Here is a 12,639-nt window from a genome sequence, read left to right on the forward strand (position 1 = left end):
CCATAATAGCTACTAGAGGAAGCGTAAATCTGAGCATGTAGTGATAAGGACTGAGCGAATTTTGCTCAGTTTTTCTAATTTGCAGAACATATGCAATTGCTTATACGGAAAATATCTTATTAAATTGGAAGTTATATTGTACAAGGAGGGTTACTTGCGTAAATACATTCGTATGATATATATTGAAATTACTTTGTGAAGTGGGTAAGATAAATATTGATGTCAATTTAAAAATCGGGGGAAAAGGAATGTATTGGTATTACTTAATTGCTCTATTCATTATCGGCTTGGATCAACTAACAAAATGGATGATTGTTCGATCAATGGAACTTGGAGAACAAATCACGGTTATTAATAATTTCTTCTACATAACATCTCATCGTAATACTGGAGCAGCATGGGGGATTTTAGAAGGCCAGATGGTGTTCTTTTATATTGTAACAGCTATTGTTGTAGTAGGTGTTATCTATTACATGCAAAAACACGCGAAGGAGAGTAAGACCTTAGCAGTTTCGCTTAGTCTTGTATTAGGTGGGGCAATTGGTAATTTCATTGATCGTCTATTTCGTCAGGAAGTGGTTGATTTCTTTGATTTTATTATTTTCGGCTATGATTTCCCAATATTTAATGTAGCTGATTCTAGTTTAGTTATTGGTGTAGGTTTAATAATCATTGCAATGCTTATCGATGAAGCAAAGAAAGGAAAAGCAAAATCATGAAACCGTTAGAGCATACTATAACAGAAGAACAACATCGCGTTCGTATTGATAAAGTATTAGCTGATCTAAACAAAGATATGTCCAGATCACAGGTACAAACTTGGATAACACAGCAACTTGTTTTAGTAAATGGAGAAGTGGTCAAAGCTAATTATAAATGTCAATTGGGTGACCATATAGAATGGTCCATTCCTAAAGCAGAACCATTACAATTAGCTCCTGAGGCTATTGAATTAGATATAATTTATGAAGACAGTGATTTATTAGTCGTAAATAAACCAAAAGGAATGGTTGTTCATCCATCTGCAGGTCATCAACATGGTACACTTGTTCATGCGCTGCTATATCATTGTGAAGATCTATCAGGAATTAATGGAATAGAACGTCCAGGAATTGTCCACCGGATTGATAAAGATACGAGTGGTTTGTTAGTCGTGGCAAAAAATGATCAAGCACATCAGCACTTATCTAAGCAATTAGCGAATAAGGATATAAAAAGAAAATATCATGCTATGGTTCACGGCAATATTCCACATGAAAAAGGATTAATTGATGCACCGATTGGTAGAGATCCAAAAGATCGACAAAGAATGGCTGTTGTGGAAAATGGGAAGCCTGCGGTTACTCATTTTCAAGTTATAGAACAATTTTCCGATTATACACTTATTGAATGTCAATTAGAAACGGGAAGAACACATCAAATACGTGTTCATATGAAATATATTGAATACCCGTTAGTTGGTGATCCAAAGTACGGTCCAAGAAAAACGATAGATGTAAACGGACAAGCTCTCCACGCAAAGGAGATCGCGTTTACACACCCAACCACTAAAGAATGGATGCATTTTGAAGTAGATTTACCTGATTATTTCCAAGAGTTGATTGACTACATTCGTAAAATGTATTGACAATCAAACCATGGTTTGTAATAATAAAACAGACGAATAAATATGATCCTTTAACTATAGCCCCGTGAGGCTAAAAAGGTTACGGAAATTGATGCAACATCGGAATCCAAATCCCTTTTCCTCATGGAGAAAAGGGATTTTTGTGTGCAATTTAACATATAAACATGTTGGGTCTAACCCAAATTTTTCTTATGATTGGTTGGTGGAAAAATGAAAAAGAAAACGGATATTTTAGATAAGCCGGCAATAAACAGAGCCTTAACAAGAATTGCTCATGAAATTCTAGAAAAAAACAAAGGTGGGGACGACCTTGTACTTGTAGGAATAAAAACAAGGGGTGTTCCACTGACCAAACGATTACAGGAGAAAATTAAACAAATTGAAACGATCGAAGTGCCAATCGGTGAATTGGATATCACCTTATATCGTGACGATTTAGATAAGGCCACGGAAGGTGAAGACCCGGATTTAAAGGAAACAAATATTCCAGCAGATATAACTGGAAAAAAAGTTATATTATTAGATGACGTTCTTTTTACTGGGAGAACTGTGCGAGCAGCGATGGATGCTGTTATGGACTTAGGAAGACCTTCGCAAATTCAGCTCGGCGTCTTGGTCGATCGTGGCCATCGCGAACTACCCATTCGAGCAGACTATGTAGGGAAAAATATTCCGACATCAGAAAAAGAGATTATTATGGTTCAATTAGAAGAAATCGATGGAAAAGAAGATACTGTTTCGATATATGAAAAATAGGAATTAACCTTCTTTAGAAAGTAAATGAATAAAAACTGTATACGAAACCTTTAATCAGATACGAGAGATCTGAAAGGTTGCCCAGACCTACGTGTGTTCTTCTCTACACGTATACCTCTTTGCGACCTTTAGGCAAAGAGGTTTTTTTATGAAAATTAAAAATATGCATGGATAAGGAGGAACTATGCGACATTTTTTTTCTGTGAATCAGTTAAAGGAAGATGAAATTATTCGCGTTTTACATCAGGCAGAACAATTACGGTTACAGCAACAATCATTTACGAAGCAATTATTCGCTGCGAATTTATTCTTTGAGCCCAGTACGAGAACAAAAATGAGTTTTATAGTTGCTGAGCGTAAATTGGGCATGGACGTGCTTGATTTTCATGCTGATTATTCTAGTACACAAAAAGGTGAATCATTATACGATACGGCAAAAACATTCGAAGCTATAGGTGCTAACCTATTAGTTATTCGACATCAAGCAGATTATTGGATGAATGAATTGAAGAATCAACTTAGTATCCCAATTATTAATGCAGGAGCTGGTAAAGCAGAGCATCCAACGCAGTGTATGCTTGATTTACTAACAATCTATCAGGAATTCCAACAATTCCATGGGATTAAAGTTGTTATTGCAGGTGATATATTGCATAGCAGAGTGGCAAATTCCAATGCACATACATTACGTAGGCTTGGAGCAGAGGTGTATTTTGCTGCTGCTGACGGTTGTAAAGATAACAATCTTGATTTCCCTTATCTGTCCATCGACGAAGCAGTAGAATGTTGCGATGTTCTTATGCTATTACGCATTCAGCATGAAAGACATCGGGAAATTTTCATAAACAACAAAGACTACTTAAGAAAATATGGATTAACAAAGGAACGGGAAAGGAAAATGCATCCGAAAGCAATTATTCTACATCCCGCACCAATTAACCGAGGAGTAGAGATTGATACGGAATTAGTAGAATGCGAACGTTCTAGAATTTTCAAACAAATGAACAACGGTGTGTATACACGTATGGCCATTATTAAAAAACTATTGCAGGAACGGGGGATTATCCATGAAACGATTGCTGAAAAACGTAAAAAAACTGTCATCAACGGGTGAACTAGAGAGCTGTGAGCTTCTCATTGAAGGTACATCTATTACAAAAATAGCTTCTAGGATAACGGAGAGAGCTGATCAAATGATTGATGGAAAAGGGAATCTATTGGCTCCAGGTTTTATAGATGTGCACATCCACTTACGAGAACCTGGTGGTGAACATAAGGAAACGATTTTTACAGGTACTAATGCTGCTGCTAAAGGTGGATATACGACTGTTTGTGCAATGCCAAATACGAATCCAGTACCAGATAATACGACTACTATTCAAAATATATTAGAAAGTATAAAAGCAGAAGCTGTGGTTCGTGTTCTTCCATATGCTGCCATAACAAAAAAACTGCAAGGTAAAGAACTAGTTGATATAAAAGAAATAGCCCAAACAGACATTTTTGCTTTCACAGACGATGGTGTGGGCGTTCAAACGGCGGATCACATGCTTCAGGCTATGAGGGAAGCAAAGGCATGTAATAAAGTAATCGTTGCTCATTGTGAAGATAATTCTATTGTCTATGGTGGTGTGATGCATGATGGTGAAGTTAGCAAACGTATGCAGATGCCAGGCATTCCAGCTTTGAGCGAATCGGTACAAATTGCAAGAGATGTACTGCTAGCTGAAGCAACTGGATGTCATTATCATGTATGTCACGTTAGTACAAAGGAGTCTGTCCGAATTATTCGCGATGCGAAGCGGGCGGGAATTCATGTAACAGCTGAAGTAACGCCACATCATTTATTACTTAATGAGTCGGCAATCACAACAGATGATGCGAATTTTAAAATGAATCCTCCTTTACGTGCAAAGGAAGATCAGCAAGCCTTATTAGAAGGATTGTTGGATGGCACAATTGATTTTATTGCAACAGATCATGCACCACATGCGAAGGAAGAAAAAGAACGTGGTTTTCTAGAGGCGCCATTTGGGATTGTCGGACTAGAAAATGCATTTTCTTTGCTCTATACATACCTTGTTCAAACAGGGAAAATTACACTCAAACAGCTTATCGATTGGCTAACGATCAAGCCGGCAGAAATATTTCAACTACCATACGGCAAGCTCGATGTTGGTAGTGTCGCAGACTTAACTTTAATAGATTTGAAAAAGTCATTAACCATTGATAAAGAAACGTTTTATTCAAAAGGTAAAAATACACCTTTCCATCAATGGGAGGTTACAGCTATTCCAGTTTTAACAATTTCGGAAGGAAACATAGTCTATGAGGAGGATCTAAAATGACGAAACGACAGCTTATATTAGAAGATGGATCGGTATTTGTTGGTGAAAGGTTTGGAAGCGAACAAGAAACAACTGGAGAAATTGTCTTTAACACAGGGATGACTGGTTATCAAGAAATTATAACAGATCCTTCGTATTGTGGTCAGATTGTCATGATGACATATCCACTGTCGGGGAATTACGGCATCAATCGAGATGATTTTGAAACGGTAACACCGTTTATTCATGGTTTTATTGTGAAAGAAGTTGCTGACTATCCTTCTAATTTTCGTAATGAGGAGACGTTAGATCATTACTTAAAAGCGAATGGTATACCTGGAATTTCTGGTATTGATACACGAAAGTTAACAAAGATTATTCGAAAATATGGAACGATGAAAGCTAAAATTGTGAATGCAGAAGTCCAGCCAGAAAAAGTTATCTCCCAGCTTAAAGGAATAACATTGTCGAGAAATCAGGTTTCACAAACATCAACGATTAAACCGTATGTGGTTCCTGGAAGAGGGAAACGAGTGGTAGTGGTTGATTGTGGTATGAAGCATGGAATTCTTCGTGAACTAACAAAACGTGATTGTCATATTACGGTCGTTCCTTATAACTATAGCGCAGAAAATATAGTACGTATCAAACCAGATGGCATTATGCTTACGAATGGTCCAGGAGATCCAAAAGATGTTCCAGAAACAATCAACATGATTAGACAGGTAATTGGCAAAATCCCGGTTTTTGGTATTTGCTTAGGACACCAATTATTAGCACTTGCATGTGGAGCAGATACAGAAAAAATGAAGTTCGGTCATCGTGGATCTAACCATCCAGTAAAGGATATCCGAACGAATCGAACATATATTACATCCCAGAATCATAGCTACGCTGTAAAACAAGCATCTTTAATACAAACGGATTTAAAGCTTACACAAATTGCGCTTAACGATAATACCGTAGAAGGAATTGAACATTCTATTTACCCCGCTTTCTCTGTACAGTATCATCCAGAAAGCTCACCAGGGCCAGAAGATACAAGTTATTTATTTGATTCATTCTTAAAAATGATGGAGCAGGTAAAAAAGGAGGAAAAGGTATATGCCTAAAAACACTTCAATAAAAAAGATTTTAGTAATAGGCTCTGGACCGATTGTTATTGGCCAGGCGGCAGAGTTTGATTATTCGGGAACACAGGCTTGTCAAGCATTAAAAGAAGAGGGATATACCGTATTATTGGCCAATTCTAATCCAGCAACGATTATGACGGATCATACGGTAGCTGATAAGGTCTATATGGAACCTCTAACGGTTGAATTTTTAACAAAAATTATTCGCACAGAACAGCCAGATGCTTTATTACCAACACTTGGTGGTCAAACAGGACTGAATTTGGCAGTAGCGTTGAACGAAACAGGCATATTAGCTGAATATCATGTAGATTTATTAGGAACATCCTTAGAGGCTATTCAAAAGGCAGAGGATCGTGAGAAATTTAGAAATTTAATGAATGAATTGGCTGAACCGGTTCCAGCTAGTCAGATTGTCAACACGGTGGAACAGGCTTGTGCGTTTGCGGAGGAAATTGGTTATCCAGTCATTGTTCGACCAGCCTATACGTTAGGTGGCACAGGTGGTGGAATGTGTAATAGTGAAATAGAATTAAAAGAAATTGCACGAAATGGTCTGGCTTTATCGCCTGCTAGTCAATGCTTGATTGAGAAGAACATAGCAGGATTTAAGGAAATTGAATACGAAGTGATGCGAGATAAAAATGATCAAGCCATTGTCGTGTGTAATATGGAAAATGTTGATCCAGTAGGCATTCATACAGGGGATTCCATCGTTGTTGCACCTTCTCAAACATTAAGTGATCGCGAGTATCAGCTATTACGAAATGCCTCGCTAAAAATTATTCGGGCATTAGAAATTGAAGGAGGATGTAATGTCCAGCTTGCAATAGATCCTAATAGCTTTCAATATTACATTATTGAAGTAAATCCAAGAGTTAGTAGATCCTCAGCACTTGCGTCGAAAGCTACAGGCTATCCAATTGCTAAAATGGCCGCTAAAATTGCTGTTGGTTTAACACTGGATGAGATTATTAACCCGATAACCGGCAAAACCTATGCATGCTTTGAACCAGCACTTGACTACGTTGTGTCAAAAATTCCTCGATTTCCGTTTGATAAGTTTACTGCAGGCGATCGCTATTTAGGAACACAGATGAAAGCTACAGGGGAAGTAATGGCAATAGGTCGTAACTTTGAAGAATCATTGTTAAAGGGCATTCGCTCACTAGATATTGGAACAGAGCAATTATGGCTAGCCAATTTAGAATGTACAAGTGATGATGAATTAAAACAGCGGTTGCAAAAGGCGGATGATGAAAGGATCTTTGTTTTAGCGGAAGCTTTACGTAGAAAGTTGTCTGTTGACGAGATATTTCAATTAACAAAAATAGATCGATTTTTCTTAAATAAGTTACAGCGTCTCATCATCATTGAAGAGAAATTAAAGCGTAACAAGCAGGAACCTTCCATGCTTTTAGAAGCTAAGCGCCTTGGGTTTTCCGATGCACATATTGCTCGTTTATGGGAGCAATCAGAGGATGATATATACAACTATCGAATCAAACAAAATGCTTTGCCTGTTTATAAAATGGTCGACACTTGTGCAGCTGAATTTGAATCGGAAACGCCGTATTTTTATAGTACCTATGAAGAGGAAAATGAGTCTATTCAATCTGAGCAGAAGAAAATCCTTGTACTTGGGTCTGGGCCAATTCGGATTGGTCAAGGGATCGAATTTGATTATGCGACGGTTCATTCCGTGTTAGCGATCAAGGAGATGGGATATGAAGCCATCATCATGAACAGTAATCCGGAGACTGTTTCCACTGATTTCAGTATTTCAGATAAATTATATTTCGAGCCATTAACATTAGAAGACGTGATGCATGTAATCCAGTTAGAACAGCCAGAAGGTGTTATTGTTCAATTCGGTGGTCAAACTGCCATTAATTTAGCGGCAGGACTTGAACGTCGAGGTGTGAAGATATTAGGGACAAATTTAGAAGCGATTGATCGAGCAGAGGATCGAGACAAATTTGAGCTATTAGTAGATGACTTACAGCTCTTAAGACCACAGGGGAAAACGGTGTTAAATATGGAAAAAGCGAGAGAGGTAGCTAACACGATTGGTTACCCTGTATTAGTAAGACCTTCTTATGTCATTGGTGGAAGTAGAATGGAGATTGTTTATAATGACCATGAATTAGAATCATATCTTGCTAAGACAGATCATGTTGCAGACTCTCATCCAATCTTAATTGACAAATATATTACCGGTATGGAGGTAGAAGTTGACGCGATAAGTGATGGCGATACGGTTATCATCCCGGGTATTATGGAGCATATTGAACGTGCCGGTGTTCACTCTGGTGATTCAATAGCCGTGTATCCACCCCAACGAATAAGTGAATCTGTGAAACAAAAATGTTTGGATGCAGCTACTCGTATTGCCTATGCGCTTCAAGTTAAGGGGCTGATTAACATTCAATTCATTGTTTGTGATCAAGCGGTATACGTACTTGAAGTAAACCCAAGAGCAAGTAGAACAATTCCATTCTTAAGTAAGATCACTGGTGTAACGATGGCAAATATTGCTACGAAATGTATACTTGGGGAAAAGCTTCAGGAGATGGGCTACGTAACGGGAATCTTACCTGAAGACGATCAAGTATCCGTTAAAGTACCTGTGTTCTCGTTTGAGAAGCTTCGTAGTGTTGATACCATTTTAGGTCCAGAAATGAAATCTACTGGTGAAGCCATCGGTTATGATAAGACATTAGAAAAAGCATTATATAAAGGGCTTATCGCATCAGGAATTAAATTACCACAAGAGGGAGCAGTGCTATTAACGGTTGCTGATAAAGATAAACAGGAGATGCTTGGAAATGCAGAGCGATTTCATCAATTAGGCTTTCAATTATACGCTACCGAAGGAACTGCAGCTTATATTCGAGATGCTGGAATACCAGTTACTAAAGTAGAAAAAATTGGTGCAGAGAAACCAAATGTCCTTTCGATTATTGAAAATGGGGAAGTACAATATGTAATCAATACGTTAACTTCAGGACAGCAGCCACGTTCAGATGGATTTAGAATTCGTAGAGAATCTGTGGAACATGGTATTGCTTGTTTAACAAATTTAGATACTGCAAATGCAATCCTTAATGTAATAGAATCTATGACATTTCAAGCTAAACCGATGCAGCAAAAAGAGGTTGTCATCTTATGATGCGTAAAGAGAACATGGTTATTTTAAAGAAAAGCCCCATAGCGCAAGATACCATCGAAATGGTGCTTGAGAACAAATATATAAGCAATACAGCAGTGCCTGGACAATTTTTGCACCTACAGTTGAAAGGGCATATGCTAAGACGCCCAATATCTATATCTCAGGTTGATGAACATGCGGAAACAGTCACGATTCTTTTTAAAGTTGTTGGTAGTGGTACGAAAGAATTAGCTTCCTATCCCATTGGAAATTCCATCGATGTACTTGGTCCAAGCGGAAATGGTTTTCCGCTTGAACCTAAAGCTAATTCAACAATTCTTATTATAGGAGGCGGTATCGGTGTACCTCCACTCTACTATTTGGCACGAAAATTAAAAGAGCAACAGGTGAATATTGTCTCTGTATTAGGCTTCCAAACCAAAGAGAGTGTGTTCTATGAAGAAAAATTTGCTGAACTCGGTCGGACAATTATTGTAACTAATGATGGCAGTTATGGTAGAAAAGGATTCGTAACCAACGTATTAGACGATGTAAGTAGTATTGATTGTTATTACTCATGTGGACCATTACCGATGTTACAGGCTATTACCGCTCAAATGGCAGGAAAACATGGGTATATCTCTTTGGAAGAGAGAATGGGCTGTGGAGTAGGCGCTTGCTTTGCTTGTGTCATTCCTACAGATGATTGCGGAGGCTATAAAAAGATTTGCAAAGATGGTCCTGTATTTCCTGCACAGGAGGTGCAACTAGTATGAGCTTGGCGATTGAATTACCTGGTTTATCATTAAAAAATCCAATTATGCCTGCTTCGGGATGCTTTGGGTTTGGTAGAGAATATAGTCAATTTTATGACTTGAACAAATTAGGTGCCATCGTTATGAAAGCTGCCACAATGGAACCTAGATTTGGGAACCCAACTCCACGAGTCGCCGAAACAGCAGCTGGGATGTTGAATGCCATTGGATTACAGAACCCTGGTGTTAGTAGCATTATAGAAAATGAAGTGCCTTTTTTAGCAAGCTTCTCCACACCAATCATCGCAAATATTGCTGGTAGTACGTTAGAAGAATACGTAGAAGTAGCAAAAGCATTTAATGAAGCAGGTGACGTTACTGCCTTAGAACTGAATATTTCCTGCCCAAATGTTAAGGAGGGCGGGATCCAGTTTGGAACAGATCCAAAGATGGCAGCAAAGGTAACAGAACGTGTTAAAAAGGCAAGTAATCTACCTGTCTATGTTAAACTCTCACCAAATGTATCAGATATTGGGACAATGGCAAAAGCAGTAGAATTAGCTGGAGCCGATGGGTTATCGATGATAAATACACTTACTGGAATGCAAATGCATTTATCTGCAAAACGTCCTTTACTGGCAAATAAAACGGGAGGGTTATCTGGACCAGCAATTAAACCAGTAGCGATACGAATGATTTATGAAGTAAAAAAGCAAGTCAATATTCCAATAATTGGGATGGGAGGAGTAGTAAACGCGGAAGATGCTCTTGAGTTTTTATTAGCGGGAGCTAGTGCGGTGGCTGTAGGTACGGCAAATTTTCAAAACCCTTATGTCTGTATAGAAATTATCGAACAACTACCAAAAACATTAGCTGCGTATGGTTTTAATTCCGTAAATGATGCAATTGGAAAGGGGATATGTTCATGAAGACACCAATATATCTTGCATTGGATTTTCCCAATTGGGAACAAACGAAAACGTTTCTTGAACAAAATGATTTACATGGTGTACCAGTAAAGGTTGGTATGGAGTTATTTTATAAAGAAGGGCCCATCCTTATCGAACGATTAAAAGAAAATGGACATGCTATCTTTCTTGATCTAAAGCTTCATGACATTCCAACAACGGTGATGCGTGCTATGGAAAATATTGCTAAGCTGGAAATAGATATGGTAAATGTTCATGCCCTTGGAGGCAGTGAGATGATCAAACTGGCCAAGGAAGGGCTTATAAATGGCAATCCAAATTTCCAAACGAAATTGCTCGCAGTAACCATTCTAACCTCGATGGATCAATCGATAATGAATCAGGAAATGCTAATTTCAGGTGATGTAGAAGCAAATGTCCTTCATTTTGCAACGTTTGCTAAACAGTTTGGGGCTGACGGAGTTGTCTGTTCTGTACTTGAGGCGAAGGCTGTGAAGGAACAATGTGGGACTTCGTTTCTAACCGTAACTCCAGGAATTAGGCTCACTAATACCGATAATAATGATCAAAAACGAATTGCAACACCTTCTTTCGCCAGAGGTAACGGGTCAGACTTTATTGTTGTGGGTAGAACCATTACAAAAGCAGATAATCCAAATAAAGCATATAAACAATTAAAAGAGGAGTGGAAAAATGCAGGAGCATGACCACATCGTACGTGAATTACTAAGAATCAAAGCTGTACAAATAAAAACAGATGGGTATTTTACTTGGACTTCTGGTATACAGTCGCCAATTTACTGTGATAATCGTCTAACCATGTCTTATCCTGAAGTACGCAAACAGATTACCACATCCTTTATTAAACGAATGAATGATTTGCAAATAAAGCCTGATATGATTGCTGGATGTGCTACTGCTGGAATACCACATGCAGCTTGGTTAGCAGATGAATTAAACCTACCGATGATCTATGTTCGATCAAAACCAAAAGGTCATGGAAAAGGTAATCAGATTGAAGGCGAATTAGAGTCTGGTAAACAGGTGCTTGTTATTGAGGACCTCATTTCCACTGGTGGTTCTTCGATTGAAGCTGCGCAAGCAATTGAAAAAAATGGTGGAAAGGTTTGTTCTGTATTTGCTATTTTCACCTATGGATTAGCTACTGCAGAAACAGCTTTTACTGAAGCGGGTTTTTCCCACCATACCATTACGGGCTTTGATCAATTAGTGAATGCGCTACTATTAGATAAAGAAATTACAGAAAATGAAAAGCAAAAGTTATTAAAATGGAGAGAGGACTTGGGGAAAATCAATAGTCGTTTTAATAGCTAAAGTGTTCCTTATGTTATAAGTCTAACATATTGTTAATTGATTGCAGAAAGGGTTAGGGACGAACCTAAAATAGTTAACTCAAAAGCCGTGAAACAAAAATAAATGTTGATACGAAGCGCGGTCAAAGGACATAGACTCCCACGGGTACGGCCTCAGCTACTTTGGTAAAGAAAAACACGTGGATCTTCGGACTCGTGCTGTTTTCGCTGGATAAGGAAGGCTTCAGCAGGGATACATCGTAGCAGAAAAAGCGTTCTTTTTCAAGGAGTCTCGTATATTTTAGGTGCTATATTAATTATTTTATCAAAGAACGAATGATAATTAATTTGAAATAATTTTCATTCGTTTTTTGATTGTTTCTTCATTACTTTTGTCTCAGCCTCTCTTACTGCCAGTTATAGGCTATATGCGGGATAAAAAGGTCTTTAGGCCTTTCTTATAAGTTAAGAAAGTATAAAATCAGTGCAATGACTGCGTTAAACCAAGTAGTTATTTTGAAATGTTTGATGTATATTGGCAATGCTCCGACTAATTACTTCGCTTTCCGCGGGCACGGCCTCAACTAACTTTGCAAAGAAGAACACGTTGCAAAGTGGATTTTCGGCTCGCGCTAATCCCGCAGGAGT

At 38.2% G+C, this 12,639-nt stretch carries 11 protein-coding genes; all 11 read left to right on the top strand.

The window, feature by feature from the left end:
• Positions 1-248: 248 nt before the first annotated feature.
• The gene (gene lspA / locus Q1A47_RS17895; protein WP_026680820.1) at positions 249-719 is read left to right on the top strand and encodes a signal peptidase II; all 471 of its coding nucleotides are present in this window, start codon (positions 249-251) and stop codon (positions 717-719) included.
• A complete protein-coding gene (locus Q1A47_RS17900; protein WP_166530030.1) occupies positions 716-1,627 on the top strand; it encodes an RluA family pseudouridine synthase in 912 nt (303 codons plus the stop codon). The genes lspA and Q1A47_RS17900 overlap by 4 nt, the downstream gene beginning before the upstream one ends.
• A 210-nt stretch (positions 1,628-1,837) precedes the next feature.
• Positions 1,838-2,383 carry a bifunctional pyr operon transcriptional regulator/uracil phosphoribosyltransferase PyrR gene (pyrR, locus tag Q1A47_RS17905; RefSeq protein ID WP_026680822.1) on the top strand — a complete coding sequence of 182 codons (546 nt, stop codon included), beginning with the start codon at positions 1,838-1,840 and terminating at the stop codon, positions 2,381-2,383.
• A gap of 184 nt (positions 2,384-2,567) precedes the next feature.
• A complete protein-coding gene (locus tag Q1A47_RS17910) occupies positions 2,568-3,497 on the top strand; it encodes an aspartate carbamoyltransferase catalytic subunit (RefSeq protein ID WP_026680823.1) in 930 nt (309 codons plus the stop codon).
• Positions 3,451-4,731, top strand: a complete 1,281-nt coding sequence (locus tag Q1A47_RS17915) for a dihydroorotase (RefSeq protein ID WP_166530029.1) — start codon at positions 3,451-3,453, stop codon at positions 4,729-4,731. Before Q1A47_RS17910 ends, Q1A47_RS17915 begins: the two co-directional genes overlap by 47 nt.
• Entirely contained in the window at positions 4,728-5,822 is a 1,095-nt protein-coding gene (locus Q1A47_RS17920) for a carbamoyl phosphate synthase small subunit (protein WP_026680825.1), read from the top strand. Before Q1A47_RS17915 ends, Q1A47_RS17920 begins: the two co-directional genes overlap by 4 nt.
• Positions 5,815-9,015, top strand: a complete 3,201-nt coding sequence (carB, locus tag Q1A47_RS17925; RefSeq protein WP_026680826.1) for a carbamoyl-phosphate synthase large subunit — start codon at positions 5,815-5,817, stop codon at positions 9,013-9,015. The genes Q1A47_RS17920 and carB overlap by 8 nt, the downstream gene beginning before the upstream one ends.
• Complete coding sequence (locus Q1A47_RS17930; RefSeq protein ID WP_026680827.1) at positions 9,012-9,770, top strand: dihydroorotate dehydrogenase electron transfer subunit; 759 nt, start codon at positions 9,012-9,014, stop codon at positions 9,768-9,770. Before carB ends, Q1A47_RS17930 begins: the two co-directional genes overlap by 4 nt.
• On the top strand, positions 9,767-10,678 hold the full coding sequence (locus tag Q1A47_RS17935; protein ID WP_026680828.1) for a dihydroorotate dehydrogenase: 912 nt from the start codon (positions 9,767-9,769) through the stop codon (positions 10,676-10,678). The genes Q1A47_RS17930 and Q1A47_RS17935 overlap by 4 nt, the downstream gene beginning before the upstream one ends.
• Positions 10,675-11,385, top strand: coding sequence for an orotidine-5'-phosphate decarboxylase (gene pyrF / locus Q1A47_RS17940; RefSeq protein WP_026680829.1), 711 nt, complete (start codon positions 10,675-10,677; stop codon positions 11,383-11,385). Before Q1A47_RS17935 ends, pyrF begins: the two co-directional genes overlap by 4 nt.
• Positions 11,372-12,013, top strand: a complete 642-nt coding sequence (gene pyrE, locus Q1A47_RS17945; RefSeq protein WP_026680830.1) for an orotate phosphoribosyltransferase — start codon at positions 11,372-11,374, stop codon at positions 12,011-12,013. The genes pyrF and pyrE overlap by 14 nt, the downstream gene beginning before the upstream one ends.
• Positions 12,014-12,639: the final 626 nt, after the last annotated feature.

The sequence above is a fragment of the uncultured Virgibacillus sp. genome (assembly GCF_947495635.1).
In the GTDB taxonomy this organism is placed as follows: domain Bacteria; phylum Bacillota; class Bacilli; order Bacillales; family Amphibacillaceae; genus Virgibacillus; species Virgibacillus salarius.

Bases quoted from the DNA above. Each gene is read 5' to 3' on its own strand.
- lspA (WP_026680820.1), top strand. From the start codon at position 249: ATGTATTGGTATTACTTAATTGCTCTATTCATTATCGGCTTGGATCAA.
- Q1A47_RS17900 (WP_166530030.1), top strand. From the start codon at position 716: ATGAAACCGTTAGAGCATACTATAACAGAAGAACAACATCGCGTTCGT.
- pyrR (WP_026680822.1), top strand. From the start codon at position 1,838: ATGAAAAAGAAAACGGATATTTTAGATAAGCCGGCAATAAACAGAGCC.
- Q1A47_RS17910 (WP_026680823.1), top strand. From the start codon at position 2,568: ATGCGACATTTTTTTTCTGTGAATCAGTTAAAGGAAGATGAAATTATT.
- Q1A47_RS17915 (WP_166530029.1), top strand. From the start codon at position 3,451: ATGAAACGATTGCTGAAAAACGTAAAAAAACTGTCATCAACGGGTGAA.
- Q1A47_RS17920 (WP_026680825.1), top strand. From the start codon at position 4,728: ATGACGAAACGACAGCTTATATTAGAAGATGGATCGGTATTTGTTGGT.
- carB (WP_026680826.1), top strand. From the start codon at position 5,815: ATGCCTAAAAACACTTCAATAAAAAAGATTTTAGTAATAGGCTCTGGA.
- Q1A47_RS17930 (WP_026680827.1), top strand. From the start codon at position 9,012: ATGATGCGTAAAGAGAACATGGTTATTTTAAAGAAAAGCCCCATAGCG.
- Q1A47_RS17935 (WP_026680828.1), top strand. From the start codon at position 9,767: ATGAGCTTGGCGATTGAATTACCTGGTTTATCATTAAAAAATCCAATT.
- pyrF (WP_026680829.1), top strand. From the start codon at position 10,675: ATGAAGACACCAATATATCTTGCATTGGATTTTCCCAATTGGGAACAA.
- pyrE (WP_026680830.1), top strand. From the start codon at position 11,372: ATGCAGGAGCATGACCACATCGTACGTGAATTACTAAGAATCAAAGCT.